The organism is Gemmatimonadota bacterium (assembly GCA_026387915.1).
Lineage (GTDB): Bacteria > Gemmatimonadota > Gemmatimonadetes > Gemmatimonadales > Gemmatimonadaceae > Fen-1231.
The window spans coordinates 1-24,817 of the sequence record JAPLKS010000004.1 but is presented as its reverse complement, the minus strand read 5'-3'; the positions used below and the strand labels follow the sequence as shown (position 1 = coordinate 24,817).

Here is a 24,817-nt window from a genome sequence, read left to right as displayed (position 1 = left end):
CCCCCCGCGCCAGTGCCCCAGGCCTGACGATGCGACGTACGACATCACGTACCGTTGCTTCCTTTCGGACCTGGCGGGGTTGGTGCGCGTGCGACCACCGGGACCTGGGACTCCGGAAATGTAAACAGGGCGAGGCCGGTTTTGCACCGACCCCGCCCCGTTTTTCTGCCGGTTCCTATACCAGAATAGGCTTGAGCGCCTCGGCCGCCCGCTGCATCTCGGACAGGGTGCCAATCGAGATGCGCAGCTGCGTGTTGAGCGGCGGGAACTGACGCCCTACGGCCACGCCGCGCTTGAGTGCCTCAGCCTTGAACAGCTTGACGTCCTTGCGGATGTCCACCATCAAGAAGTTGGCGTCTGAGATGCCCACCGCGAAGCCCGCGCTCTCAAAGAATTTGCGCGTGAAGGCCTTGGCCTCGCGATTCTTCTTCTGCTCGGCTGCAATGTGTGCCGTGTCCGTAATGGCCACCGCGGCACCGGCGAGCGCGAGCTGATTCACGCCGGAGTCGAGGATCCACGGGCTGATTTTGTCGAGCGCTTCCGGTAGCCCAATCGCGTAGCCGCAACGCACGCCCGCCATGCCGAACACCTTGGACATCGTGCGCGTGACAATCACATGCGGGTTCTGCATCGCCAACGGAATGGCGGTGGCGTAGGCGGGATCATCCACATACTCGTGATACGCCTCATCTACGAGGATGGTGGTCTGCGGGGATGTTTTGCCGACCTGCTCGACGAACGCCGCGACGGCGGCCTTGCCATGCACCGTCGCCGTGGGATTGTTGGGATTGCAGAAGTACACGAGCCCAGCGCCCTTGGACGCTTCGGCCATGGGCTGAAGGTCGAGCCGTAACTTGGCGTCCACCGGCACAGCGCGAACAGATGCGCCGAGGAATTTCGCAAAGTTCGCGGAGGTCTCGAAGGTGGGCGAGGCCACCACCAGCGCGCGTTCCTTAGAGGTGAGCGCCTGCACCGTCACCCGTAGCAGTTCACCGCTGCCGCAGCTGAGCAAGACGTTCTCACTCTTCACGCCGTGGAGCTTGGCGATGGCGGCGCGAAGGTCTTCTTCAAACTTAAACGGATAGCGATTGGCCTCGGCGAACGCGCCGTGCATCGCCTGAAAGACTTTTTCGCCGGCGCCGTTTGGGTTTTCGTTGCTATCAATGCGAATGATGCCGTTCGCGGCCGCCGCCATGCGGTCGGCGCGTCGCCCGGTACTCGACTGCGCATACAGCGCCTCGCGGCCGCGACCATGGATCAGCGGAAGGGCGAGCACACCTGCGCCACCGGCGCCGATGGAGGTGAGAAACGCTCGACGAGACACCGACATCAGCGACTCCGGGAAGAGGGGGACTACGCCGAAGGGGTGAGCCCCGGCCACGACGCTAAGTTGTAGGTCGCAATGGTAAAGAGATAGTGCGCACCGTCTTCGCCATGGGCGGCACGCACCGCATCGGCGGCGCGCTTCACCGCCGCCTCGGTGGCAAAGGGCGGCTCCAGCGACTCTTCGATCACCCCGTTCGCGTGCTTCACGCCAGCGGCGTCGAGGAAGGTGATCTGAATAGCCGGCTCAAACTCCACATACAGGAGATGGAGCAGGTCGAGTTCGTCTTGGTTGCTTTCGGCGTTCATGCGCACGATTTCACGCGCGAGCCGGTCCACCGGCCACGACATCAGCGTTGCGGCGCGGAAACCGCCGCCGCGCGAAACGAGGCGCTGCACGAATCCAGCGCGGACATCACGATGCGCGGTCATGGCCTTGGTCACGAGGGCCAAGCGGCGGGCGGGAGCGAGCGAACGATACGGAGTTGGATTTGCCATACTGAAAGCTAGCTAATCGGCGAGCCCGCGTCCTTGCACCGTCATCATGGTGCCAAGGAGCTCGAGGAGCTGGGTTTCGGCCCCGTCTGGCGCGATGGCCGAAAAAGTGCCGCGTACCACGCTCACATTGCGCCCTTGGCGCACCACCTCGCCCCGCGCGATAAACCGCGCCCCCTTGGCCGGCGCGAGGAGATTCACCTTGAACTCAATGCTCAGCACCGCTGCGTCATCCGGCATCAGCGTGAGCGCGGCATAGCCGCAGGCGGAGTCGGTTACGGAAGCACCGACCCCCGCGTGCAGAAAGCCATGTTGCTGCACCAAGTCGTTCCGAAACGGGAGCGTAATCTCGACGCGTCCTGGAGCCACGCTGCCGAGCGACGCTCCCAGCAGTTGAAGGAACGCTTGTTTGTCGAAGCTCGTGCGAATGCGCGACTCAAGCGCTGTCTGCAACGCGTCGGCGCCGAGAGCCCCGGCGCCGGACGGTCCATGGGCGTGAGTTCCGCTCACGGCAAGGTGACAGGAGCGCCAGCGGCGGTCCAAGCGCGCCAGCCACCGTCCATCGACACCACGTTGGTGTAGCCCATCTTCTGCAAGACGTCACCGGCGAGTGCAGATCGGAACCCGCCGCCACAATACAGAATGATCTCGGCGTCCTTGTTGGGAATGGCCACCTCAACATCTCGCTCAATCACGCCCTTCCCGAGATGAATCGCCCCCTCGGCGAAGCCCATGTTCCATTCACGATCTTCGCGCACATCCACGAGCACGACGTCGGGATTGGCGAGCTGACGCTCCAACGTCTGCGGCACGTTCAACTCACGCACGCGGGATTTGGCGTCGTCTACCAGAACCAGGAAACCAACGGCATGCTGCGTCATAACCACCTCACGATTGGGATTACTGGATAATGTCGCGAAGAACGATCGCCGCGCGTTCCACATCGGCGGCAGAGGCATCGAGATGCATCACAGCGCGAATTCTTGACGAGCTCCACACCGAGAATCGGACGCCCTGCTCCAGTGCGCGCTGCGCCACGGTGGAGCCGTCGAGATGCGACGGGAGGTCGGTCATCACGATGTTGGTATCGGGCGGCACCACGCGCGCCGCTGGCGCCTCCGCCACAATACTGGCGAAGCGTTTGGCATTTCGGTGATCCTCGGCGAGGCCCTCGTAGTGGTGGTCTAGCCCGTAGATCGCAGCGGCCGCAAGAACGCCGGACTGGCGCATGCCGCCACCAAACCGCTTGCGCGCCTCCCACGCCGCCTCAATGACGGCGGCCGACCCCGCCAGCGCGGAGCCGACGGGCGCCCCGAGTCCTTTGGAGAAGGACACCATCGTCGCGTCGGCACAACGCGTGAAGTCCGTGAGCGGCGTGCCGGTGGCCACGTGCGCATTCCACAGACGAGCGCCATCGAGAAAGACGGCGAGTTTCATGGAGCGACCCACGGCGGCGAGCGCCGCCAGTTCATCGGCAGGCGTGACCACCCCGCCTGCACCGGCGTGCGTGTTCTCGAGCGCGAGCAACGTGCACCGTGGCGCGTCTTGGCTCGGCGAACGGAGCGCGGCGGCCAGCGTGTCGCGCGTGATGCGCGGTGCGCCGCGCACCAACCGAACCTGCACGCCGGCCAATGCAGCCGCCCCCGCCATTTCCCAGTTCACGAGATGCGAATCGTCGTGCGCGAGGATTTCCGTGCCGGGGCGGGAGAGCGCCCACACGGCCGCCTGGTTCGCCATCGTGCCCGTCGGAAAGAACAACGCGCGTTCTGTGCCGAGCATTTCGGCTACGCGATGCTCAAGCCGCCGCACGGTGGGATCGCCGTCGAGCACATCATCGCCGACCTCGGCGTCGGCCATGGCGCGCCGCATGCCGGGGACAGGCTTGGTGACGGTATCGCTACGGAGATCAATGACGGAGGACATCAGGCCCACGGAGTGAGGCGTTCGTCGCGGCGGTGCTCATGCACCTGCGACACCAGCGCGCCGACAATAAAGATAAGGGCCGCGTAGTACACCCAGAACACCACGACGACGATCGCCGACACGGTGGAGGTGTACAGCGATCCGGGATTGAACTCGTGAATGACGACCGCAAACAGACTGCGGGCGATTTCGAACAACACACCGCTCGTGACGGCGCCGATGACCGCCTGTTGCCAACGCATTTTTCGGGCGGGGAGCGTTTTATACACGGCAAAAAAGGTCGCCGCCAACAGGCCAAAGGCCGCCACGCGCCCGCCCAGATAAATGAGCGGCTGCATCACGTTCTGATTGTGCAGCCCCCACTGACTCAGAATGGCCACGCCACTCGACCGTGCGAGCGCGATGTACGCACTCAGCCCCACCCACGCCACGACCAGCGCCGTGGAGACCACGGTGGCACCAACATCGAAGAGCTTTCCCAGCACGATTCCGCGCCCGCCGTCCTCGTTGAACACGCGCGTGAGCACCGACCGCATGGAACCGAAGAGCCGCGTGGAAAACCAGACAAATGCGAACGCCCCAATGAAGCCGGCCTTTCCTTTGGTGCGCACCACGTCGTGCAGCACCGGGTCGAGCATCGATCCGCCACCACTGAAGGTGAGAGGAAAGAGTTGTGATACGAAATCCGCCACAGCCGTACTCGACGCCTTGGCCGATTTGTCGAGCACAAAACCAATGGCCGAGGCGAGCAACAAAAAGAAGGGCACGCCGGCGAGGACAATATTGAACGCGACTCCGCTTGCCAGAAAGAAAATGTCGTCGTCCCCACCTTTTACCCAGATGCGGCGCGCATAATCCCAGGCGACAACAAGCGGCCCCGACGCGCCACGAGAGCGCGCCGGGGCCACAGGCGGATGCACGGGTGAGACCGGCAAGGCCGTTTACTGCTCCATCACGATCAGAAATTTCGACGCGGCCCAGAATTTCTCCGCATTCGTAATCTTGATGCCACCCTTGATGCGTCCGTTCTTGTCGGGCTGCGTCTCAAGCGCCGACACATCCTGGAGCGAGATGATGCGGTAGGTCTTGTCCCCCTTCGGGAACGCGAGCTCGCTCATCTTCGTCTTGTCCATCGCCAGAAAATCCGCCGGGTTGAGATCGCGGGCCGGCACCTGCGACTTGCCGAGTCCGAGCACGCCGCCCTTTTGCTCCACGATCTTGCGCTGAATGAGTTCTTCTTTGGTGCCGAACACGTAGTACACCGTGTTGCGCTCGGTGGTGAGCGCCGCTTTTTCGGTGTTCAACTGCGTTTTCTCGGTGGTCAGCACCGCCTTTTCCTGCTTGAGCGTGGTGTTCTCGGCCTTGGCGGCCGCGAGCTGCTCGGTCAGAGCGACGATCTCCGTCTTCTGGTTTTCGATGATCGAGGTGAACGCCTTGATCGTCGAGTCATACTGGGCCAGCTGCGTGGTGAGCGAGCTGTTGTTGGCGGTCATGTCCTGCACGCGCTTGCGGCTCGCGGCCAACCGTGACTCGCTTTCGTTGAGACGGTCGGTGAGTTCCTTGATCTTCACCTTGATCGTCTCGCGCATTTGCGCGGGCGTCTGGGAGCTCTCCATTTCGCCATTCGCCCCCTGCACGGGCTTGCCGGCGTTCCGGCTGCGCACTTCGGCGATCTGCGTGTTGACGTCCGCAATGAACTGCGACGTCTGCATCACGTCCTTGAGGAGTGAGTCTTTTTCGGCCGAAATCGTCTGAATCTCTTTGAGCGACTTTTCAAGCTCCGGCTTCGACCGATCGCAAGCGGCAACGAGCGCAACGAGGGCGAACAGCGCGGTTACGTTTTTCAGCATATAGTCTTGCCTCCCAAGTGATACAAGATGGCGCCGTCCACAATGGCGTCGCCAAGGGTTGTGAACGCCTACTCGCCGGCGTCCGGGTCGTCGGGTGCGGCCACGTGTCCGTGACCGCCATCCGCTGGTGCCGCGCGATGCATCGGCGCCACCTTCACATACTGCTCCACTGTCGCCGCCGTTCCACCGATGCCAAGCTGGTTAAAAAGGAAGCGGAACTTTGCGTCGTACGCGGTGTCCAACGCGGCCGCCGTCGAGGCGTCCAGCGACCAGAGCTGCCGCTTGAACGGGCCAATCGCCTTTTTGCGCGCCTTGTAATAAAACTGCTCGTCTGAATCCTTTGGCTTCCGCTCGTCTGCGGCGTTCACGCGAAGCCACGCATACATCTCGTCGCGCAACGCAGCGGGCAGATGCTCGTAGAGCATCGTCTGGAAACCCGTGGCCAAATGAATTTCCGCCGTCTCCGCACGCGGGAAGGCGTCGAACGCGCTGTCGGGGAGCGTGCTCGCACCGTGCTGCACGGCGCCGCTCATCCCATACTCGTCGCGGGCCACCTTCCCGAGCGCCGCAAGCGTGTCGATGTCGAGCGACACGGCGGCGATCGAACCGTCGGGGAGCACAATGCCCCCGTGCGATGTACCGCTCTGCACGCTGATCTTCGACAACCCCGTCACGCCGGGCGCTTCGCGCGCCAGCGTACGGTTGTAGCCATCCATGAAGGCGCGGAGTTCCTCGACGGTAGAGTTGGAAGTCCCAACTTCGCCAATCTCTCCGCCCAGCGAGATCGTGACCCCAGCTGGCTCGAGCGCGCGCACATGCCGCGTGAGTTCGACGCCGACTTCAAAGTTGAGCCGCTGTTGCGCGTCGAGCGTGTCGTGCGCGAGGTCCACCAGCGTGGAGGTGTCGAGGTCGATGTTATAGAACCCGGCCTGCACCCCTTCGGTGGCGAGCAACTTCACGTTCTGCACTTCTTCCGCCGCGTTCACGGCGTATTTCTTGGCGTTCACTTGAAAGTGGTCGCCCTGCACGAAGACGGGACCGCGATATCCCTCGCGGAGCGCCGCCGCGAGAATCACGGCCACGTATTCCGCTGGGCGCTGATCGGTGTAGGCGATTTCGGAACGCGCGATTTCAAAAATAAAGGCGCCCGCCTTGGTCGCGAGCGCGGTCCGAAACACGGCGCGCGCCGTGTGATAAGTGCGACCACGCACATTGATGGCCGGCACGGTAAAGCCGTGGCAGAGTCCCTTGCCACGCGCAATGTAGAGATCGTGAATCGAGGCGGAGCGCACACCCACGGCCTGCCCGATTTCCCAGATCGCCCAGCGCGCCCAATCTTTGGATTCGGCCTCGCCGAACACGGCGCGTTCCACCAGCGCGTCCATGAGCGGGCCGCGCAACGCGTCTGCGTCGCGCACGTGGATCGTGTGCCCTTCAATCGTAGCGGCGGGAGCGAGGAGCGCTTGGAGCGCGTCGTGGTGCGTCATTGCGGCGGGCGTGGGAGTGAGGCAGCAACGGCCGCGTGCCGGCCAAGAGCGGAGCCGGACGCGTTCACTATCAATAGATGAATCTGCCCCCGCGCCAAGGCCGAATCAACGGTCCAATAACTGTTTCAGACGGCCCAGCGGCCCGAACCGAGCGGCCTAACCCCATCAGCGAGTTCTGCCCGCGCCAGCACCTTCCCGGCCTCCACCCCTGGCTGGTTGAGCGGGTCGACGTGGTACAGGGCTCCGGCGTACACCGTGGCAAACATCAGGAACATCAGGAGCCCGCCCACCGCGCGTGCATCCGTCTGGTCCACCGACAACGTCTGATTGGGGCGGCCAGCGTGCGCCAGCGCCGCGGCCGTCGCGCGCTGTTCCGCGTCCAGCAGATCGCCAAAGCTTCGTCCGCTCAAATATCCGAGTTCACCCGCCAACGCTGGCGGTGGCTCCGGAATGGCGAGGTCCGTCGTTCGCGATCGCTCCACCAAAAAGGTCACCGTCTTGTCGGTGGGGCCTTCCATATACAGCTGCAACTGGCTGTGTTGATCGGTCGCACCGAGTGCGGCCACCGGCGTCGGGCCGACGGCGGTGCCGTCAGCATCCACCTTCCCAAGACTCTCGCCCCACAACTGCGCAAACCAAGGCGCCATGTCGCGCAACGCGTCGCTGTACGGCATCATCACGTGAATGCCCTGTCCGTGGCGCGTATGCGCGCGCCACTGCAAGAGCGCAAACACGGCGGCCCCGTTGACGGCGAGATTTTGCGATGCCGCACGCTGCACCACTTCGCGTGCACCGGCGAGCAGTGCCGCCGTATCGATTCCCACGAGCGCCGCGGGGAGCATCCCCACCGGCGTGAAGATGCTGTAACGTCCACCGACATTCGCGGGCACGCTGAATACCGGAATCCCTTCACGCTCGGCGATCGGCCGCAGGAGCCCGCGCACCGGATCGGTGACGAAGACCAAATGGCGTGCCAGCGGAAGCCCGGCTGCTTCAAGGCGCGCACGCACGAGCAGATACTGCGCCATCGTCTCGGCCGTGCCGCCTGACTTGGAAATCACCAAGAAAAGCGAGCGCGTGAGATCCACTGCATCGAGGCGCGCGACGATGCTACGCGGATCGACATTCTCATACACGTGTAGACGCGGCTGCCCCGCCCGCGCGGCCGTAGAGCGTGCATTCCAATCCGTGGCACAGAGCGCCGTGCGCAGCGCGGTTGCACCGAGCGCCGAGCCGCCGATGCCGAGGACCACCACGTCGTCGAAGGCGCCGCGCACTGAGTCGGCAAAGGTCACCACGCGCGCCTGCTCGGCGGCCTGCGCATCGACCTCGGCAAATCCGTATCGGCCGGTCGCCGCATCACGCTCCACCGCCTGATGCACCGCCTCAAAGCGCGACGCGAGGGCGCGCCATTCATCTTCGGTCGGGCCTGTGGGCACCGCCGGCGCCATCATATTGGTAAAATCGAGATGCAGCGTCATTCGTCCACCGTCACTTGGAGTCCGTCGAACGCCGGCGCGATACCGGCCGGGAGCTCCGCTTCGAGCTCGGCGTGCGAATCGTTGTGCGTGAGGTGCGTCAAATACGTGCGCTCCGCGCCAATGCGGCGGGCCGTGTCAATTGCCTCTGCAAAACTCAAATGCGTGGGATGTGCTTCGTGAAACAACGCGTTCAACGCGAGCACCTTGACGCCACGCAACTGTTCAATCGCTACGTCGGGCACCGCTTTGGCATCGGTCACATATGCAATGGGACCAACCCGATATCCGAACACGCGCACCCAGCCGTGCGGCACTTCAACTGGCAGTACGTCCAGGTTGCCAATGCGCTCAACCCGCCCAGGCTCCAGCACATGCGTGGCGCCCTCAGGTTTTGCGGTGCCGACGATCACCTGAATGGCATCATCAAAAATATATGGAAAACGGTGCACGAGGCTCGCGAGCGTTTCGGCCGGCCCGTAAAACGGCAACTTGCCCCCACGCCGCACGGAGATCGCGCGAATGTCGTCCACGCCGTGCGTGTGATCCGCGTGATCGTGCGTAAAGAGCACCGCATCCACGTTTGCAACGCCGCTCCCAACGAGCTGGAGCCGGAGCTCCGGCGGCGCATCGATGAGCAACGTGGTCCCTGCTCCCTCAATCACGGCGCCCACACGCGTGCGTTTATCGCGCGGGTCGCTTGAGTGACACACAGCGCACGCGCAGCCGATCTGCGGAACGCCAAAGCTCGTGCCGGTTCCGAGAAAGGTGAGCTTCACACGACTTCGATCTTGAGCTGATTGGTGCTCCCGGGCACATCGAACGGCACACCCGCGGTCACCACCAAACGGTCGCCCGCATGTGCAAGCCCGCGCTCGACGATCACCTGCTTGGCCAGCGCCGCCATCTGTTCATACGTCTTACAGTGCGGCACGAGCACGGGCACCACGCCCCAGACGAGCGCCATCTGCCGGTAGGTGCGCGCCTGATCGGTGAGCACCACAATCGGTACCGTGGGGCGGCGCGCCGCCACAATGCGAGCGCTGAAGCCGCTCTTGGTAAACACCACCACCGTGGAGGCCCCAATGAGCCGCACCGCAGTGACCGACGCCGACGCAATGGTTTCCTCGGTGCTCGCCGTGCCGGCTTCGAGGCGGTCGAGCCCCACACCGCGCGTCACCGGCAACGTTTCGGCAGCACTGATAATGCGATGCATCGCCTGCACCGCGAGTACCGGCCAAGCGCCCGCGGCCGTTTCTGCCGAGAGCATCACGGCGTCGGTACCATCGAGCACCGCGTTGGCCACGTCGTTGGCTTCGGCGCGCGTGGGGCGCGGGTTCTCAATCATCGATTCCAACATCTGCGTGGCGGTAATCACCGGCCGGCCGTAGCGATTGGCCAGCCCAATAATGCGCTTCTGCGCGAGCGGCACCGCTTCGTACGGGAGCTCCACGCCGAGATCGCCGCGCGCAACCATCACGGCATCGGAGGCTTCGAGAATTTCTTCGAGCCGCTCGAGGGCGCTGTCTTTTTCGATCTTCGCCACAATCAGCATCGTCTTGGGCAGACGGGCGCGGAGCGACGTGATATCCTCGGCGCGCCGCACAAAACTGAGCGCGAGATAATCGAGATCCTGCTCCACCGCAAAGGCAATGTCGACTATGTCTTTTTCGGTGAGCGACGGAGCCGACACATCGATACCGGGAAGATTCATTCCCTTGTGCGACTTCATCTGACCGCCGTGTTCCGTGCGCACGCGCACGCGAGCGCCATCAACACCCGTCACGACGAACTCGAGCAATCCATCGTTCACCAGAATGCGCCCGCCGACCTGCACATCCTCCGCGATGTGATCGTACGTCACGGGAATCTCACCAGCCGCGGCCAGCGATTCGTAGACGAAGGTGTGCTCCGACCCGTCCGCAATTTCCAGCGGCGCGGGCAAGTCGCCAATGCGAATGCGCGGGCCTTGCAGGTCACCGAGAATCGCAACGGGGCGGCCCGCTTCGTCGGCGAGCGCACGAACCAGCGCGATCGTCGCCGCATGCTGCGCGTGCGTGCCGTGCGAGAAGTTGATGCGCGCCACATTCAACCCCGCGGCAATCAACGCCCGCAACACCTCGGGCGACGACGACGCCGGTCCGAGCGTGGCGACAATCTTTGTTTTTAAATCGGTCACGCGTTCACCGAACGGCCCAGCGCCTTGGCCTTGCCTTCGAGGCCGGCGATGAGTGTATCAAAACTCTTCTGAAACGAGGCGAGCCCTTCGGTGAGCAACTGGTCGGTGACCGCGCTGAGATCAATGCCCAGCGCCGCAATGGCCGCTAACTGCGCGCGCGCCTCCGCCACATTGGTGTCCACCGTGCGCGCCACCTTGCCGTGGTCACGGAATGCATCGAGCGTGGCCGGCGGCAGCGTGTTCACGGTATCGGCGCCAATCAAGGTCTCGACGTACTTCACATCGGAGTATGCCGGGTTCTTGGTGCCGGTGCTCGCCCAGAGCGGGCGCTGCACCCGCGCGCCCTTGGCCGCGAGCGCGTCCCAACGCGGACCCGCAAAGCGCTCGCGGAAGAGCGCGTAGGCCATCTTCGCATTCGCAATCGCGGCCGTGCCGAGTAACGCGGTGGCGGAGGGCGATCCGATTTGCCCGAGGCGCTTGTCAATTTCGTTGTCCACACGGCTCACAAAGAAACTCGCCACGCTCGAAATCGACGACACGTCACCACCCGCCGCGACGCGGTCTTCGAGTCCGCCGAGGTAGGCGTCGATCACACGGGCGTGGGCGTCCACGGCAAAGAGCAGCGTGACGTTCACATTGATGCCATCGGCAATCAGGCGCCGGAGCGCGATGCATCCCTCCGGCGTGCCCGGCACTTTGATCATGACGTTCGGCCGGGCCACGTTCGCCCAGAGGCGATGCGCTTCGGCGACCGTTGCCGCCGCATCATGCGCCGACGCCGGACTCACTTCGATCGAGACGTAGCCGTCGCCGCCCAACGAGGCGTCGTACACGCCGCGAAAAATGTCGCAGGCATTGCGCACATCGTCTGTTTCTACGAGTTCAAAAAGCTCCCACGCCGTTGCGCCGGCCGGGGCGCTCGTGAGTTGCGCGTCATATGCGGTGCCCTGTGCCAGCGCCTTCTCGAAAATCGTCGGGTTCGACGTCATCCCCGTGAGCGATTCCTCGCGAATGCGACGGACGAGCTCGCCGTTATGCAGCATGGTGCGATCGATGTAGTCGAGCCAAGCGGACTGACCGGCGGCGAGCAACGCATGCAATGGAGTGGGCATCGGCGGAGAATGGCGAGAGTGGCACGGCAGGGTGAGCCAACTGGTACAAAGATAACAAAACGGGCGGCGGATTCGCTCCGCCGCCCGCCCGAGGCGCCCCAAAAGGCGCATCACATGGAGCGCCCTGTTACTTGGCCTTTACCTTTACGCCAAATCCGGCTTTGTCCCAGTGCAGCATGAGCAGGTCGCCCTGGAAAAATACATGAAACCGCTCCTCGAGCTCGGGGAGGCCGTTGTGGTTCGCCAGCGGAATACGGGCGAGGTCCTGCGACGGGTCGTACCCCGTGCCCCAGAGGGGCGTGCCGCGCTCGTCCACCGTCTTTTTGCTGATCACCAGCAGCGAGGTTCCCTTGGTGGGGAGTAGCCACACCGTGTACGCGCCCGCGGGCACGGTGGTTCCGCCAATATCGAGATCTTTATCGGTTTTGAGCTGCGCCGCCGCGTTGGCACCAAAGCGCCAGACGGTGTCGAACGGCACGAGGGCACCCCAAATCTCGCGTCCGCGCTTGGCGGGGCGGCCGTAGTCGAGCGTCACCGTCGCGCCGCCGAGCGTGGCGCGCGCGGTGTCGCGCGTGGACGCCACGCCCACGCCCTGCCCCGCCGCATCGCGCGCCGCCCAACCCTTGGCGAGCGCGTCGGCATCGATGTCACCCGCCGCCATTCCAATCAGCTTCTGCGTCGTGAGCGAGCCATCGCCGCGCACAATGCGTCCGTTCTTATCGAGCTTGTATCCTGTGCGGAATCCTTGCTGCACCACTTCCACCGAATCCGCGCTCACCAGTACAAGATCGACGGTGCTCGGATTGTCCTGCGCCGAGGTGGCGGAGATCGTTTTGTAGCTCGTAGAACCCGCCGCGCGCGCGGCAGCGATCCCCATTTCCACAATCACGTACGAGCCGCCGATGCTCGGGAGCGTTCCCTTTGGCACGGCGTGATGGCGCGACACCGGCTGGCCATTGGCCGTCCACGACCGCGTGACACTATCCGACGCGAACGCGATGCGAATCCCCGTCGCCTGCACCCCCTGCGGAGAGTTCGGCGCGGGCGTGCCGTCGCCCCGATAGGAGCCTTGCTCGTAGCTCGCCACGGTGCCGTCTGCATTCAGCGTGATCGCATACTTGAGCACGGACGTAGTCGGGAGATGACTCACGACGGTGCCGTCGATCTTATTACCCGTGCGGACAACCTTCTCGATACGCGACGTGTCAGCGCCAAGACGCACCACAAACGAGCGGGATTGCGCGCGGACGCTGGTCGGCGCGACGCTGGCGACGAGCGCCGCCAACGTGGGCATCGCGAGCGAAAGCACGCGGTTCAAGCGGAGGACACGTACCATCGAAACTCCTGCGAGTGGGGGGAACGGTGTACGGTAACTATGGAAGGGTACGCGCCATGAGGGTGTCGAGTTCCATTTCGCCACCAAAGAGAAACTCAATTCGGCCAGCCCGCGCGAAGCCTGCCTTTTCGTAAAAGCGAATCGCGCGCGCATTTTCGCGCCACACGCTGAGCCAGACGGCGTCGTGCCCATTGGCAGTCGCGCGCTCGAGGGCGGTGTTCATCAGGCGCATGGCCAGCCCAGCGCCGTGATGCGCCTCGCCCACATAGAAGCGCTCGACCTCCACGGGACGAGCGCCCACCACTTCGGGCGGCGTGTCGCTGCGGTGCATCACCACAAATCCTGCCATCGCGCCGTCGTCGGTGTAGACGCCAATCGACGTCCGACGCGCATCCAACAGTTCCTGCCGCTGCGCGGCTTCACTGAAGGCGGCGCGCACATGTCGCTCGAGCCGAGCCGCCGGATAGTGCGGGCCGTAAGTGGCCACAAAGATGTCGCGGGCAAAGCGCGAATACGCGGCCGCCTCGTCCGGGCCAATGTCACGAAACTGGAAGGATGCTGTCATTGCGCCGAAAGGTAGCGCCAGCGCGCCCGTGGTTCCTCCCCCCCGGCCGGCGCGCCATCCCCCCAGCGGATGTCAATGTGAGACACCGTCTATACCTTTCCTAAGTACGGTCTGCGCTTCCATCGCCACACTCTCCCAGCTGCCCTATGACCCCGCGCTTTGCTTCGGTCATTCTGGATGTGGACTCGACCCTCTCTGGCATTGAAGGGATCGATTGGCTTGCCGCTCACCGGAGCGATGCGCTCCGAGTGCGCGTGACCAAACTCACCGACGACGCGATGTCGGGCCGCGTGACACTCGACAGCGTCTACCGCGAACGACTCGACGCCGTGGCGCCGACCCTCGCGGAATGCCAGACGTTGGGACTCGCGTATCGCATGAAGGTGGCACCTGGCGCGGCCGACACCGTGCGCGCCTTCCTCGACGCTGGGGTGCGCGTGGCAGTGGTGAGCGGCGGCTTGTATGAAGCGATTCTCCCGCTCGCCGAATCGCTGGGCATTGACGAGGCCGACGTGCACGCCGTGCGCACCTTTCACGACGAGCGCGGCTACTACGACGGCTATGACCTGCGGACGGCGCTGGCCACGGAGAGCGGAAAGGTGACGATGGCGCAACTCATTGCCCTCCCCCGACCACTGCTCGCCGTTGGCGACGGTAGCACCGATCTCGCGATGCGCACGGCGGGCGAAGCCGATGCCTTTGCGGCCTTCACGGGATTTATTACGCGTGACGCCGTCGTGGCGGGCGCCGATCACGTCGTGTCATCGTTCGCCGAACTGCGCGCCCTCGTTCTCGGCGACGCTAGCTGAAGCGGACCGGCGCAATCGTGGCGAGGTGCGCCCGAGCGCCAAGCAGCAGTGACGCCACCGTCTCCTGACGGAAGGTGAAGATCCGTCGCAACTGCCGCCGCACAAGCGGATGCACCACGGCTGACAGCGGCCAAAGCGGCAACGCGTAGCGGACCGTGTCATCAATCCGCACGCCGCCTGGAACCTCGGTCAACCGATGCGTGTGTACCCACTGCGCATACGGTCCCTTCAACTGCTCGTCCACAAACACGTCCGGCGGCTCCCACGCCGCAATGCGCGTACGCCAGCGCATCGGCACGCCGTGCAGCCGAATCGTGTAGTCAATCAGCGTGCCCTCGGCCATCGGCACCGGGGTCGGCGAGTCGATACGGAACGAAAGTTCAGGCGGCGTGACGCGACCGAGATTCTCGGCATTTGCAAAGAAGTCAAAGACTTCAGCGCGACCGAGCGGGACGGTAATAGATGTGGACAAGATGCTTTCCATATCTGGACAATAACTGTCGAGATTATAAATGTCCAGCTTTTATTGACAAATAGTTAGACAATGCTTACATTTTTCAGACATCCATTCTGGACACTGATGACTTCAGAGCTTCCCAGCATCGACACGCTGCATCCAGTTCGAGCCGTGGTGGAACGTACCGGATTGAGTCCTGATCTCCTGCGCGCTTGGGAACGCCGCTACAACGCGGTGACTCCGTCGCGGTCATCGGGGCGGCAGCGGCTCTACTCCAGCGCCGACATCACCCGCCTCACGCTGTTGCGTCAGGCTGTGGACGCCGGATGGCCGATCAGCCACGTCGCGCCATACACCACCGAAGCGCTGCAGGCGCTCGTCGACAAAGAAGCGAAATCGCTCAAGATGGCGAGCGACTCGAGCAACGCCGCCGTCTCAACATCATCGGGCGACTCCGTACTCGCGGCGGCGCTCCAAGCGGCTGAGAACCACGACGACCGAGCACTCGAAGCCATTCTTCGCCGCGCCGCTCTCTACCTCGGTGTGGACGAGATGCTCGAAGGGGTCCTCAGCCCCCTGCTCTTCACCATCGGCTCGCTCTGGCACCAAGGTGTGCTACGGCCTGCCAGTGAGCACATGGCCTCGCAGGTCATTCGCCAGACACTGGGCTGGATGATGGAAGGCGCGCAGGCCTCGAAGGCGGCACCGCTTGTGGTGGTGGGGACGCCGTCTGGTCACGTGCACGAGCTGGGCGCGATGCTCGCCGCTGCCGCGGGCGCCACCTCCGGATGGCGCGTGCTCTACCTCGGCGGCAATCTGCCGGCGGCCGACTTTGTGGAAGCAGCGCAGCGTACCAACGCCACGGCAGTTGCGCTGAGCATTGTGGTGCCAAGCGACGACGTGCGGCTGCCCAGCGAGTTGAGGGCATTACGCGCAGCGCTCCCGCACACCAAGCTGGTGGTGGGCGGGAGCGGATCCGGTGGCTACGAGCGCGTCATCAAGGAAGTCGATGCCACGCGCTTGCTCACGTTGGTTCAGTTACGCATCTGGTTCAACGAGCAACTGAACGCGCGCTAGTTACATCTTGGGGCCGCGGTCGAGCTGGTCGATGGTCTTCGTGGACGGCGGCCGTTCCTTCTGGAGCCGCTTGGCCACCTTCTCTGCGGTGCCCAGCGCGCGGAGTACATTCTCGCCGGCGAGTTTGCGCAGGTCGGCATCGCTCCAGCCGCGCACAATGAGTTCGGCGAACAGCGCGGGGTAATCGGCCTGCGACTGAAGTCCGTCTGGCAGATCATCGTCCACACCGTCGAAGTCGCTCCCGATGCCCACATGATTGGGGCCGGCCACTTTTTTGATGTGGTCGAGATGATTCGCCACGTCCCCGATGGTCGCGTGCGGCGCGGGGTGTGCGGCGTCCCACGTCTTCATGTCACGCGCGATCGCGGCGGCATCCGTGCCGAGCCGACGACGTGCATCGGCCGCTGCAGTCGTGCGGGCAGCAGCGTGTGCGAACACCGCCGGCGAATCAAAGCCTGGAACGAACGTCACCATCACGACGCCGCCATTCTTGGGGAGGCGACGGAGAATCGAGTCCGGCACGTTGCGCTTGTGGTCCACGATCGCGCGCGCCGACGAATGCGAGAAGATCACCGGCGATTCGGTGACATCGAGCGCGTTGCTCATGACCGCCGGTGAGACGTGCGACAGATCGAGCAACATGCCGAGCCGGTTCATTTCGCGCACGACTTCCTTGCCGAACGGCGTGAGACCGTTGTGTTTGGCGCTGTCGAGCGCGGCGTCGGCCCAGTCGAGCGTGACGTTGTGCGTGAGCGTCATGTAGCGCGCGCCGAGGTCGTAGTACATGCGGAGGGCGCCGAGTGAGTTCTCAATGGCGTGTCCGCCTTCGAGTCCGAGCATCGAGCCGACCTTGCCCTTCTTGAATGCCGCGCGGATATCGGCGGCGGTGGAGGCTGCGACGAGTTTCTCGGGGTACATCGCCACAATGCGGCGTGCGATGTCGAACTGCTCAAGCTGGATGCGCGCGAAGCCCGAGTCCTTCACTTCTCCCGGGATGTAGATGCTCCAGAACTGACCGCCGAGCTTGCCCGCGGTCATGCGTGCGAGGTCGGTCTGGTGCGGCGTAGTTTTGTGGAGGTCATAGGCCCCGACGTCGCGCGGCGCCGTTTTGCTTTCGCGAATGGCCCACGGCAGATCGTTGTGGCCGTCCACGAGGGGCGTGGTGGCGAGGATTGCCTTGGCGTGAGCGAGGGCGTCGGCCGCTGATTTCGACGCGGGGGCCTGGGCGCTGAGGGAGCCGGCGCAGGCGAGCAGGGCGGCATAGCGAAGAAGGTTCATGGGTATCATTATAGCCATATCAGAACGGCGCCGCCCCCCGCCTCGGCCCGACCCCCTTTCTTGAGGAAGCCCATGCGCGCGCTCAGACTGACTGTCGTGACTCTCCTCGCTCTCGCGTTGCCACTCCGTGCGCGCGCACAAATTGTGCGCGACCAACCGCTCCCCGCGAGCGTCTCGGGCAAGGTGACGCTCGCCGATGGTCGCCCGGTTCCAGACGCCGAAATCTCGATCGGTGGCGCCACCATTCGCATTCGAAGCAACGGGGACGGCACGTTCGTCTTTCCGTCGATCGCGCCCGGGGCTCGTATGCTCGGCGTCCGCAAAGTCGGGTTCCTGCCGGCGGTGGCCAACATTTTGGTGAAGGCCAACGCCACCACGACGGTCGATGTGGAACTCGTGCCGGCACCGGCGCAACTCGACACCGTGCTGGTGGAAGCCAAGGTGAAAATCTTGGCCGGTGTGGTGACCGATTCGAGCGGCTACCCGCTCGCGGGCGCAATCGTGGACTTGGTGGGCGCGGGGCACGCGACCACGACGTCCGGACCGGACGGCTGGTTCTCGTTTACGAACTTGCGCCCAGGCCCTCTGGTGGTGAAAGGCAGAAAGCCGGGGTACGAAATGGGAGTGGTGAGTCTGCGGTTCGAAGATACACGCGGCATCGTCCTCCATCTCAACCTGCTCGACAGCTTGCACACGTCGGCGACGCGCCTCGCCGAACTGAGCGGCAGTTCCAACTTCGTGGAGGCCGCGTGGGCCGATGCGCAGCAGCGGATTGTCTCGCGCGGTGGACGCGCGGCGGTGCTGTCGCGGCAAGATCTCGAGCCATTCGACGATCTCCCGCTGGGGCAGGCCGTGATGCGCTCGCCGAGTTCGGCGATGCTCGTGCTGGATCTCCAAGTCGTGAACAGCATGGCGTGCGTTCTGCTCGACGGCCGCCGCATCGTGGGCAACCTCACGCTCGATTCGTACGACACGAGCGAGGTGGAAATGGTGGAGCTGTACCCGCCGGGGAGCGAGAGCTCGGGGACGATCGCACGCTACTTGCGCGGCGCGGGATGCCGGCCAGTGCAAACGACAGGGTCGCGGCGCGGGCCGTTTTATGCAGTCGTGTGGATGCGCTGAGGGCGCGTGGCGATGGTAGCGACGCGACCGGACTACACGTCGGTCGCGTGGTAGCGACTGCGACCGGTTTTCACGCTGGTCGCGTCGCTACCGCCCCACCGCGCGCAAGGCGCGCCCGCTGCGCTCGTGCGAGCGTTCGCCGTCCCGTAGCGCGACCACGCCGTTGACCACAACGTACGGGATGCCCGTGGGATACTGAAACGGATCGGCGAACGTCGCGCCATCCGCCACGGTCGCAGCATCCAAGACGGCGACGTTCGCGGCCGCTCCCACTTTAAGTACGCCCACGCCGGCGCCGAGTCCGAGGCGCGAGGCGGGAAAGCCACTCATCTTGTAGACCGCTTGTTCGAGCGAGAGCGTGCCCGACTCGCGTACGTACTTGGCGAGCACGCGCGGGAACGAACCCAGCCCACGCGGATGCGGATGGCCGCGACGCGACGCGCCGCTGACGGCAAAGGAGCCGCCGTCGCTGCACACCATGCCCAGCGGATGCGCGAGAAAGCGTTTGAGATTGTCCTCGCTCATCGCGAAGACCACCGTCCCGACGCTCCCGCCATTTCGCTTGAGCAATCCGGCGGCGTACTCGTATGACGCCACACCGGCGGCCTTCGCGAGGTCATCCACGCGCTGCCCTTCGGCGGCACGGTCGGCCGCATTGCTGACGCCGGAGATGGCCACATTGTGCCATCCTCCCACCGTCGCGGCTTTGGCCTCAGACTCGGCGCGCACCTTGGCCGCGGTGGCTGGCGACTCGAGGCGCGCCACAAACTTGGCGCTGCCACCGTCGAGTGCCCACACGGGAAACATGTTGCTGAGCCCCGTGGAATACGCGACATACGGATAGCGATCGAAGGCCACGTCCATGCCGCTGATCTTTGCGGCATCAATACGCGCGAGCACCGTGTCGATCTTGCTGAAGTTCCGCACGCCACTCGTTTTGAGGTGCGCAATCTGGAGCGGCACGCCGGCGCCGCGCGCAATCGCAATCGCTTCGTCCACCGCCTCCACGAGGGTGTCGTCTTCGTTGCGCATGTGCGTGGAGTATGGCAAGCGCTTGGCTGCGAGTGGCTTGCACAGCGCAATGAGTTCATCAATGCTCGCGAATGCGCCGGGCGCATACTCGAGACCCGTGCTCGCGCCGCAGGCCCCTTCGAGCACCGCCTGCGCCACGAGCGCCGTCATACGCCGCAGTTCGTCGGGCGTGGCGGGGCGATCCGCAGGGCCAACCACGGCGCCGCGCACCGTCCCAAGCCCGACCATCGTCGCCACATTCACGGCCGGCTTCACATCGCGTGTGAGCGAGGTGAGATACTGTCCAATGGAGGTGAAGCGCGCGTCGGGGTCATCTTGCTCGCGCGGACCATTGCTCGAGCCATCCTGCCCCACGACGATGGTGGTCACCCCCTGTCGCACGAGCGACTCCGCCATGGGATCGGCGGTGATACCGCCGTCGCCATGCGAGTGAATGTCCACAAATCCTGGAGTGACAATCAATCCGCGGGCGTCTAATACGTCGGCGCCGCTCGACTGCAGATTGGGACCGATCTCGCGAACGATGCCATTCTCTATCAGCACATCCGCCACCACGCGCCGTGCGCCGGTGCCGTCGACGACGGTGCCGCCCTTAATGAGAATCGCTCGGCTCGGGCTCGCCAGACGCGTGAGCGGGGTGCAGGCAGCGGCGGCGACGGCGGCGCTAGTTGCAAGAAAGGAGCGGCGGCTGGATGTCATGGTGGAAAATCTGCCGCATGTTGGCGGTGGCCGCGAGTGGGCGGGCCCGGGCGAACGCAAAAACCGTCCGCGCACCGGGTGGGGGGCGCGGACGGTTGCTGTTCGGCTTCGAGCGAGGACGGACTACCAACTACTGTAGACCGTTCACCGTTTACCGTTTTCCGTTTTCGGTTATAAATGACGGATAACGGAAAACGGAAAACCGTTAACTGCCGTAGCCGTTTAGTACCGGTACTGGTCGGCCTTGTACGGCCCCTTCACATCTACGCCGATGTACGCCGCCTGATCGGCGGTGAGCTCCGTGAGCTTGACGCCGATTTTGTCGAGGTGCAGGCGCGCGACTTTTTCGTCGAGCTTCTTGGGAAGCGTGTACACGGCCTTCTTGTCGTACACGGTGCCCGACACCGTCGGCTTGCCCTGCCCCGCGAGGTGCAGATCAATCTGCGCGACCACCTGATTGGTGAAGGAGCAGCTCATCACAAAACTCGGGTGGCCCGTGGCGCAGCCGAGGTTGAGCAGGCGGCCTTCGGCGAGAATCATCACGCTATGGCCGTCGGGGAACACAAACTCGTCGTACTGCGGCTTGATGTTGATGCGTTCCACGCCCTTGTAGTTCTTGAGGCCGGCCATGTCGATTTCGTTATCGAAGTGACCGATGTTTCCGACGATCGCCTTGTCCTTCATCTTGGCCATGTGCGCGGCGGTGATGATGTCCTTGTTGCCGGTGGCGGTAATGAAGATGTCGGCCGTGCTCACGACGGCGTCGAGCGTGGTGACCTGATAGCCTTCCATCGCCGCCTGCAATGCGCAGATGGGATCGATTTCGGTGATGACCACACGCGCGCCCTGTCCCTTGAGCGCCTGCGCGCAGCCCTTGCCCACATCGCCGTAGCCGAGCACGACGGCCACCTTACCGGCGAGCATCACATCGCTGGCGCGAAGAATGCCGTCGGTGAGCGAATGACGGCAGCCGTAGAGGTTGTCGAACTTGCTCTTCGTGACGGAGTCGTTGACGTTGATCGCCGGAAAAAGAAGCGTGCCGGCGTTCATCATTTCATACAAACGGTGCACGCCAGTGGTCGTCTCTTCCGAAACGCCCTTGAGGTCGGCGGCCACATTGGTCCAGCGCTTGCCGTCCTTCTTGAGCTCGGTGGCGAGCAGGTCGAGAATGACGCCGTACTCTTCGCTCTCCTTGTCCGGGTTGTGCTTGGGCACCTTACCGGCGGCTTCGTACTCGACGCCCTTGTGAATGAGGAGCGTGGCGTCGCCGCCGTCATCAAGAAGAAGGTTCGGGCCGGAGCCGTCGGGCCACCTGAGCGCCTGCTCGGTGCACCACCAGTATTCGGGGAGCGTCTCGCCCTTCCAGGCGAACACCGGCGTGCCGCGCGGATGATCCGCAGTGCCATCCTTGCCAACCACCACCGCGCTGGCGGCATGATCCTGCGTCGAGAAAATATTGCAGCTCACCCAGCGCACATCGGCGCCGAGTTCGGTGAGCGTTTCAATGAGCACGGCGGTCTGCACGGTCATGTGCAGGGAGCCCATGATCTTGGCGCCGGCGAGCGGCTTCTTGCCTTTGTATTCGACGCGGAGCGCCATGAGGCCTGGCATTTCGAATTCGGCGAGGCGGAGTTCCTTGCGACCGAACTCCGCGAGCGTGATGTCGCGGACCTTGAAGGGTTCGCGGCCGGCGGCTTTGGCGGCGTCGAATGGGTGCAGCGTAACGGCAGTGGCTGACATGAGGGTTTTCGTGAGGGGAGAAACGGTTGATAAATGAAATGCGTGATGCGTTGCGAACGGGATGCGTGGTGGAGCTGGAACCATCGGGTGACGGCGCTACATCAATGTCGCCGCGAACAAAGTCGGACCTTTGGTGTTTGGCGTGGGCGGCAACGCGTGCACGATGCACTGCGTAAAGCCCGCCTCGAACGCCCACGTGTGCAGCTGTTGCTCTCCGATGCCGAGCCAGACGTGCCCCATCGTGTCGCGCAGTTCGGCGCGGTCGTGTGGGAGCATGTCCACAATCAAGGCTTTGCCGCCCACGGCGAGGGCGCGGCGCACGGCCGCCAACGCGTGCGCGGGATCGGCGATGTAGTGCAGCACGAGACTGAGGATCGCCACATTGAGCTCGCCTTCTTCCAGCGGGAGTGTCTCGAGTGTGCCCTGACGGACGTCCACATTCTTGAGCCCCGCGAGTCGCGCGCGCGCGGCACGCAACATCGCGGTGGATTCGTCCACGGCAATCACCTGTTTAACAAACGGTGCCACCGCCTCAGCGAGTTGACCGGTACCGCAGCCGAGGTCGCCGACGATCGCGTTGCGATCGAGCAGCCCGAGGAGGGCGTAGAGTTCGGTGCGCGCGCCAAAGAGTTCGGCGCGGAGTTTATCCCACTGCGCGGCACTCGAGGCAAAGAACTGCTGGCTCGTGGAGTGTCGGTCGGCGAGCACGGCGCGCACGCGTTCGGCGTCGCGGGCGGCGGTGGCGTGTGCGCCGAAGTCGTCGCGCACCGACTGCCAGAGCCGGCGCGAGGCGGCGTCGAGTTCACGCACGGGCATGCGATAGCGATTGCTGGTGCCATCTTCGCGGCTCACGACCCAGCCGGAATCCGCGAGCGCGCGCAAATGCCGGCTCACCGTGCTCTGGGGGAGCTGGAGAGCCGAGCGCAGTTCGCCGACCGTGAGTTCGTGCCGCTCGAGGATGAGCAGGAGCCGGGCACGAATCGGGTCGGCGAGCGCGGTGAGGCGATCGAAGACAGGGTTTTTCTTCATCCGTATATCCGGATGAAAGGTTGCTTACTTTCGGCGCCGCGTCAAGGGGCGCGGGATGGGCGCAGCTGGGCCCGAGCGGGCGCAGGGGGTGCGCGCCGCAGTCGGTCAGGGCTTTTTGGCGCCCGGCTTGGTGACGATGAGCACGACGCCGTAGGTGGCTTCAACGCCGTAGAGCTCGATCGCTTTCGCACCCTTCAACACTTCTACGGACGCAATGTCTTCCGGGCGGATTGCCGCGCAGGCGGCGCAGGAGTCGAGCAGCGCGGGCGACGGCACCTTAGCGGGAGCGGCGGGAGCGGCGGGAGCGGCGGGAGCGCTGGCCTTGGCCGCATCGGACGTGGTCACTGCCCGCGCGTCGTTGCGGTTCGCCGTGGGTTCTGCGGCGGCTTTGGGCGGCGTTTGCTTGACGCCGTCAATGAAAAACAACGGCGGTGGCGTTGCGGGACCTTTGCGCGCTTCCGTCGCAGGTGCCGGCGCGCTTTGGGCCCACTGCGTGGCGGGGACGAGTAGCGTAGCGCCACAGAGCAGCGCCAGAATTTTTCCGTTCATCGAGTTCATCGCCGGGCTCCGCCACGAGAGGGACTTTTCTGCACACTCATAACATATCATCTCCGGCCGCAGGATGGCGGGTCGGCCCTGCATCGCGCGGGCACGCGCCACGACGCGCGGCCTAGATTCCCCCGCATGGTACTCGCGATTGGCCCCTGTTTTCTGCTCGCCCCCGTGGTGGCGGCGTTGGCATTGCTGGCCATTCCGCTCTGGCCAATAGCGTTGGTGATTTTGTTGGTCGTCTTCGTGCTCACGTGGATCGTGGAGTTTGCCGGCACGCGCCTGGGGCTGCGTTGGTGGCGTGGGCGATCGGCGGCGGTGTGGCGCGCGTTCCTATGGATGCGTACGCCGTGGAACTGGTTCGACGCGCCCAAGCCGCCGCGTTCGACGGAGACGGCGGGCCGCACGGATCCCAAGACCCCGCCGGGCCGCTAGCCCGGAATCGCCGCCGCGAACGCGGCGAGCTTCTCGGCGTCGAGCGCGCCATTGGTCCGCACGCCGCTGCACACATCCACGCCGAACGGCCGCACCACGTCCACCGCCTCGGCCACGTTCTCCGCCCGCAGGCCGCCGGCGAGGTACACGGGGATGCCGACGGCCTTCACGATGGCGCGGCTCACCGCCCAATCGTGCGTGCGGCCGGTGCCGCCGAGCTCTTTGCTTTTCGCCGTCGGATTGCCGGAGTCGAGGAGAATCGCGTCCACCTCGGCGGCAATCGATTCCGCCTCGCGAATGCTTCCCTCCCCCGTCACGTGGATGACCTGCACAAGCTGAACATGTGGGATGAGATCACGAAGCCGCGCATGCGAACCCGACGCGAGCGCATCGACGATCTGCACCGTATTGGTGCCGGCGCGCATCACTTGCTGCGCGATTTCGTCGGCGTCGAGGCGCGACGTCAGCAAGAACTTCTGCAGATGCGTCGGCGCGGCGGCGGCGATCTCGGCGATCAGTTCGTCAGGGATCGGCCCGGGCCCGCTCGGCATCGCCGACACCAGCCCGATAGCATAGGCGCCGAGCGACGACGCGAGTTCAGCTTCGTCGAGCGACGCGATGCAACACACTTTCATCACAGGCATTTGAACACGCTTGCGGCGCTCCCTTTGGTGAGAGAGAACGTGCCGATTGCGACGGCGGAATCGGTGCGCGTGACGGTGAGCGACATGCTCGTGCCGGTGATGCGCCCGGCGTAGAGCGCGGGGAACGACGGGAGCACCTCGCCATCGCGCACGGGGCCGCCGTGTTCACGCACCCATACGCCCGACGCGCTGAAGCGG

At 64.5% G+C, this 24,817-nt stretch carries 26 protein-coding genes and 1 other RNA gene; 4 read left to right on the top strand and 23 right to left on the bottom strand.

What is annotated here, in order from left to right:
• Window positions 1-13: 13 nt before the first annotated feature.
• The 15 genes from ffs to NTZ43_00490 form a co-directional block, all read right to left on the bottom strand.
• Window positions 14-109: signal recognition particle sRNA small type (gene ffs / locus NTZ43_00560), an RNA gene on the bottom strand.
• A gap of 66 nt (window positions 110-175) precedes the next feature.
• Window positions 176-1,330, bottom strand: a complete 1,155-nt coding sequence (locus NTZ43_00555) for an aminotransferase class I/II-fold pyridoxal phosphate-dependent enzyme (protein ID MCX5765700.1) — start codon at window positions 1,328-1,330, stop codon at window positions 176-178.
• A 23-nt stretch (window positions 1,331-1,353) separates the two neighbouring features.
• Window positions 1,354-1,821, bottom strand: coding sequence for a hypothetical protein (locus NTZ43_00550; GenBank protein MCX5765699.1), 468 nt, complete (start codon window positions 1,819-1,821; stop codon window positions 1,354-1,356).
• Between the two features lie 12 nt (window positions 1,822-1,833).
• Window positions 1,834-2,271: a PaaI family thioesterase gene (locus NTZ43_00545; GenBank protein MCX5765698.1), complete on the bottom strand. Its 438-nt coding sequence runs from the start codon at window positions 2,269-2,271 to the stop codon at window positions 1,834-1,836.
• Window positions 2,272-2,324: 53 nt separating this feature from the next.
• On the bottom strand, window positions 2,325-2,699 hold the full coding sequence (locus tag NTZ43_00540) for a rhodanese-like domain-containing protein (GenBank protein MCX5765697.1): 375 nt from the start codon (window positions 2,697-2,699) through the stop codon (window positions 2,325-2,327).
• Between the two features lie 19 nt (window positions 2,700-2,718).
• Window positions 2,719-3,741 (bottom strand): aminotransferase class I/II-fold pyridoxal phosphate-dependent enzyme, encoded by a 1,023-nt coding sequence (locus NTZ43_00535; protein ID MCX5765696.1) that lies wholly within the window; start codon window positions 3,739-3,741, stop codon window positions 2,719-2,721.
• Entirely contained in the window at window positions 3,741-4,649 is a 909-nt protein-coding gene (locus NTZ43_00530) for a YihY/virulence factor BrkB family protein (protein MCX5765695.1), read from the bottom strand. The genes NTZ43_00535 and NTZ43_00530 overlap by 1 nt, the downstream gene beginning before the upstream one ends.
• 33 nt (window positions 4,650-4,682) lie before the next feature.
• Window positions 4,683-5,591, bottom strand: coding sequence for a hypothetical protein (locus NTZ43_00525; GenBank protein MCX5765694.1), 909 nt, complete (start codon window positions 5,589-5,591; stop codon window positions 4,683-4,685).
• 68 nt (window positions 5,592-5,659) lie between these two features.
• Window positions 5,660-7,078 carry a class II fructose-bisphosphate aldolase gene (locus NTZ43_00520; GenBank protein MCX5765693.1) on the bottom strand — a complete coding sequence of 473 codons (1,419 nt, stop codon included), beginning with the start codon at window positions 7,076-7,078 and terminating at the stop codon, window positions 5,660-5,662.
• Between the two features lie 125 nt (window positions 7,079-7,203).
• Window positions 7,204-8,559: a glucose-6-phosphate isomerase gene (locus NTZ43_00515; protein MCX5765692.1), complete on the bottom strand. Its 1,356-nt coding sequence runs from the start codon at window positions 8,557-8,559 to the stop codon at window positions 7,204-7,206.
• The gene (locus NTZ43_00510) at window positions 8,556-9,335 is read right to left on the bottom strand and encodes an MBL fold metallo-hydrolase (GenBank protein MCX5765691.1); all 780 of its coding nucleotides are present in this window, start codon (window positions 9,333-9,335) and stop codon (window positions 8,556-8,558) included. Before NTZ43_00510 ends, NTZ43_00515 begins: the two co-directional genes overlap by 4 nt.
• The gene (pyk, locus tag NTZ43_00505; GenBank protein ID MCX5765690.1) at window positions 9,332-10,735 is read right to left on the bottom strand and encodes a pyruvate kinase; all 1,404 of its coding nucleotides are present in this window, start codon (window positions 10,733-10,735) and stop codon (window positions 9,332-9,334) included. The genes NTZ43_00510 and pyk overlap by 4 nt, the downstream gene beginning before the upstream one ends.
• Window positions 10,732-11,847 (bottom strand): transaldolase, encoded by a 1,116-nt coding sequence (gene tal / locus NTZ43_00500; GenBank protein ID MCX5765689.1) that lies wholly within the window; start codon window positions 11,845-11,847, stop codon window positions 10,732-10,734. The genes pyk and tal overlap by 4 nt, the downstream gene beginning before the upstream one ends.
• Before the next feature lie 127 nt (window positions 11,848-11,974).
• On the bottom strand, window positions 11,975-13,183 hold the full coding sequence (locus NTZ43_00495) for a DUF2911 domain-containing protein (GenBank protein MCX5765688.1): 1,209 nt from the start codon (window positions 13,181-13,183) through the stop codon (window positions 11,975-11,977).
• Between the two features lie 37 nt (window positions 13,184-13,220).
• Window positions 13,221-13,748 carry a GNAT family N-acetyltransferase gene (locus tag NTZ43_00490; GenBank protein MCX5765687.1) on the bottom strand — a complete coding sequence of 176 codons (528 nt, stop codon included), beginning with the start codon at window positions 13,746-13,748 and terminating at the stop codon, window positions 13,221-13,223.
• Between the two features lie 146 nt (window positions 13,749-13,894).
• Between NTZ43_00490 and NTZ43_00485 the strand changes: the two genes are divergently transcribed.
• Window positions 13,895-14,557 (top strand): HAD-IB family phosphatase, encoded by a 663-nt coding sequence (locus tag NTZ43_00485; protein MCX5765686.1) that lies wholly within the window; start codon window positions 13,895-13,897, stop codon window positions 14,555-14,557.
• On the opposite strand, the gene NTZ43_00480 is transcribed toward NTZ43_00485, so the two are convergent.
• Window positions 14,550-15,041, bottom strand: a complete 492-nt coding sequence (locus NTZ43_00480; GenBank protein MCX5765685.1) for an SRPBCC family protein — start codon at window positions 15,039-15,041, stop codon at window positions 14,550-14,552. The genes NTZ43_00485 and NTZ43_00480 overlap by 8 nt on opposite strands.
• A gap of 96 nt (window positions 15,042-15,137) precedes the next feature.
• On the opposite strand from NTZ43_00480, the gene NTZ43_00475 reads away from it, so the two are divergent.
• On the top strand, window positions 15,138-16,091 hold the full coding sequence (locus tag NTZ43_00475; GenBank protein MCX5765684.1) for a cobalamin-dependent protein: 954 nt from the start codon (window positions 15,138-15,140) through the stop codon (window positions 16,089-16,091).
• Here the strand turns inward: NTZ43_00475 and NTZ43_00470 are convergent, their stop codons facing one another.
• Window positions 16,092-17,369, bottom strand: a complete 1,278-nt coding sequence (locus NTZ43_00470; protein ID MCX5765683.1) for a dipeptidase — start codon at window positions 17,367-17,369, stop codon at window positions 16,092-16,094.
• A 96-nt stretch (window positions 17,370-17,465) separates the two neighbouring features.
• Between NTZ43_00470 and NTZ43_00465 the strand changes: the two genes are divergently transcribed.
• Window positions 17,466-18,491, top strand: coding sequence for a carboxypeptidase-like regulatory domain-containing protein (locus tag NTZ43_00465; protein ID MCX5765682.1), 1,026 nt, complete (start codon window positions 17,466-17,468; stop codon window positions 18,489-18,491).
• A gap of 87 nt (window positions 18,492-18,578) precedes the next feature.
• Here the strand turns inward: NTZ43_00465 and NTZ43_00460 are convergent, their stop codons facing one another.
• The 4 genes from NTZ43_00460 to NTZ43_00445 all read right to left on the bottom strand — a co-directional run bounded on the left by NTZ43_00460 (window position 18,579) and on the right by NTZ43_00445 (window position 23,549).
• Window positions 18,579-20,222 (bottom strand): D-aminoacylase, encoded by a 1,644-nt coding sequence (locus tag NTZ43_00460; GenBank protein MCX5765681.1) that lies wholly within the window; start codon window positions 20,220-20,222, stop codon window positions 18,579-18,581.
• A 222-nt stretch (window positions 20,223-20,444) separates the two neighbouring features.
• Window positions 20,445-21,962: an adenosylhomocysteinase gene (ahcY, locus tag NTZ43_00455; protein MCX5765680.1), complete on the bottom strand. Its 1,518-nt coding sequence runs from the start codon at window positions 21,960-21,962 to the stop codon at window positions 20,445-20,447.
• A gap of 96 nt (window positions 21,963-22,058) precedes the next feature.
• Entirely contained in the window at window positions 22,059-22,991 is a 933-nt protein-coding gene (locus tag NTZ43_00450; GenBank protein ID MCX5765679.1) for a metalloregulator ArsR/SmtB family transcription factor, read from the bottom strand.
• Between the two features lie 105 nt (window positions 22,992-23,096).
• Window positions 23,097-23,549 (bottom strand): hypothetical protein, encoded by a 453-nt coding sequence (locus NTZ43_00445; GenBank protein MCX5765678.1) that lies wholly within the window; start codon window positions 23,547-23,549, stop codon window positions 23,097-23,099.
• Window positions 23,550-23,675: 126 nt separating this feature from the next.
• Between NTZ43_00445 and NTZ43_00440 the strand changes: the two genes are divergently transcribed.
• Window positions 23,676-23,975 (top strand): hypothetical protein, encoded by a 300-nt coding sequence (locus NTZ43_00440; protein ID MCX5765677.1) that lies wholly within the window; start codon window positions 23,676-23,678, stop codon window positions 23,973-23,975.
• Here NTZ43_00440 and NTZ43_00435 read toward each other — a convergent pair.
• Complete coding sequence (locus NTZ43_00435) at window positions 23,972-24,619, bottom strand: phosphoribosylanthranilate isomerase (GenBank protein MCX5765676.1); 648 nt, start codon at window positions 24,617-24,619, stop codon at window positions 23,972-23,974. The genes NTZ43_00440 and NTZ43_00435 overlap by 4 nt on opposite strands.
• Window positions 24,610-24,817, bottom strand: a 208-nt coding sequence (locus tag NTZ43_00430; protein MCX5765675.1) for a hypothetical protein, incomplete at its 5' end; no start/stop codon positions are given. The genes NTZ43_00430 and NTZ43_00435, both read right to left, overlap by 10 nt.

What these genes read in the sequence shown, in the direction of transcription:
- NTZ43_00555 (MCX5765700.1), bottom strand. Translation starts at nt 1,330, where the DNA reads ATGTCGGTGTCTCGTCGAGCGTTTCTCACCTCCATCGGCGCCGGTGGC.
- NTZ43_00550 (MCX5765699.1), bottom strand. Translation starts at nt 1,821, where the DNA reads ATGGCAAATCCAACTCCGTATCGTTCGCTCGCTCCCGCCCGCCGCTTG.
- NTZ43_00540 (MCX5765697.1), bottom strand. Translation starts at nt 2,699, where the DNA reads ATGACGCAGCATGCCGTTGGTTTCCTGGTTCTGGTAGACGACGCCAAA.
- NTZ43_00535 (MCX5765696.1), bottom strand. Translation starts at nt 3,741, where the DNA reads ATGTCCTCCGTCATTGATCTCCGTAGCGATACCGTCACCAAGCCTGTC.
- NTZ43_00525 (MCX5765694.1), bottom strand. Translation starts at nt 5,591, where the DNA reads ATGCTGAAAAACGTAACCGCGCTGTTCGCCCTCGTTGCGCTCGTTGCC.
- NTZ43_00520 (MCX5765693.1), bottom strand. Translation starts at nt 7,078, where the DNA reads ATGACGCACCACGACGCGCTCCAAGCGCTCCTCGCTCCCGCCGCTACG.
- NTZ43_00515 (MCX5765692.1), bottom strand. Translation starts at nt 8,559, where the DNA reads ATGACGCTGCATCTCGATTTTACCAATATGATGGCGCCGGCGGTGCCC.
- tal (MCX5765689.1), bottom strand. Translation starts at nt 11,847, where the DNA reads ATGCCCACTCCATTGCATGCGTTGCTCGCCGCCGGTCAGTCCGCTTGG.
- NTZ43_00495 (MCX5765688.1), bottom strand. Translation starts at nt 13,183, where the DNA reads ATGGTACGTGTCCTCCGCTTGAACCGCGTGCTTTCGCTCGCGATGCCC.
- NTZ43_00490 (MCX5765687.1), bottom strand. Translation starts at nt 13,748, where the DNA reads ATGACAGCATCCTTCCAGTTTCGTGACATTGGCCCGGACGAGGCGGCC.
- NTZ43_00485 (MCX5765686.1), top strand. Translation starts at nt 13,895, where the DNA reads ATGACCCCGCGCTTTGCTTCGGTCATTCTGGATGTGGACTCGACCCTC.
- NTZ43_00480 (MCX5765685.1), bottom strand. Translation starts at nt 15,041, where the DNA reads ATGGAAAGCATCTTGTCCACATCTATTACCGTCCCGCTCGGTCGCGCT.
- NTZ43_00475 (MCX5765684.1), top strand. Translation starts at nt 15,138, where the DNA reads ATGACTTCAGAGCTTCCCAGCATCGACACGCTGCATCCAGTTCGAGCC.
- NTZ43_00470 (MCX5765683.1), bottom strand. Translation starts at nt 17,369, where the DNA reads ATGAACCTTCTTCGCTATGCCGCCCTGCTCGCCTGCGCCGGCTCCCTC.
- NTZ43_00460 (MCX5765681.1), bottom strand. Translation starts at nt 20,222, where the DNA reads ATGACATCCAGCCGCCGCTCCTTTCTTGCAACTAGCGCCGCCGTCGCC.
- ahcY (MCX5765680.1), bottom strand. Translation starts at nt 21,962, where the DNA reads ATGTCAGCCACTGCCGTTACGCTGCACCCATTCGACGCCGCCAAAGCC.
- NTZ43_00450 (MCX5765679.1), bottom strand. Translation starts at nt 22,991, where the DNA reads ATGAAGAAAAACCCTGTCTTCGATCGCCTCACCGCGCTCGCCGACCCG.
- NTZ43_00445 (MCX5765678.1), bottom strand. Translation starts at nt 23,549, where the DNA reads ATGAACTCGATGAACGGAAAAATTCTGGCGCTGCTCTGTGGCGCTACG.
- NTZ43_00440 (MCX5765677.1), top strand. Translation starts at nt 23,676, where the DNA reads ATGGTACTCGCGATTGGCCCCTGTTTTCTGCTCGCCCCCGTGGTGGCG.
- NTZ43_00435 (MCX5765676.1), bottom strand. Translation starts at nt 24,619, where the DNA reads ATGCCTGTGATGAAAGTGTGTTGCATCGCGTCGCTCGACGAAGCTGAA.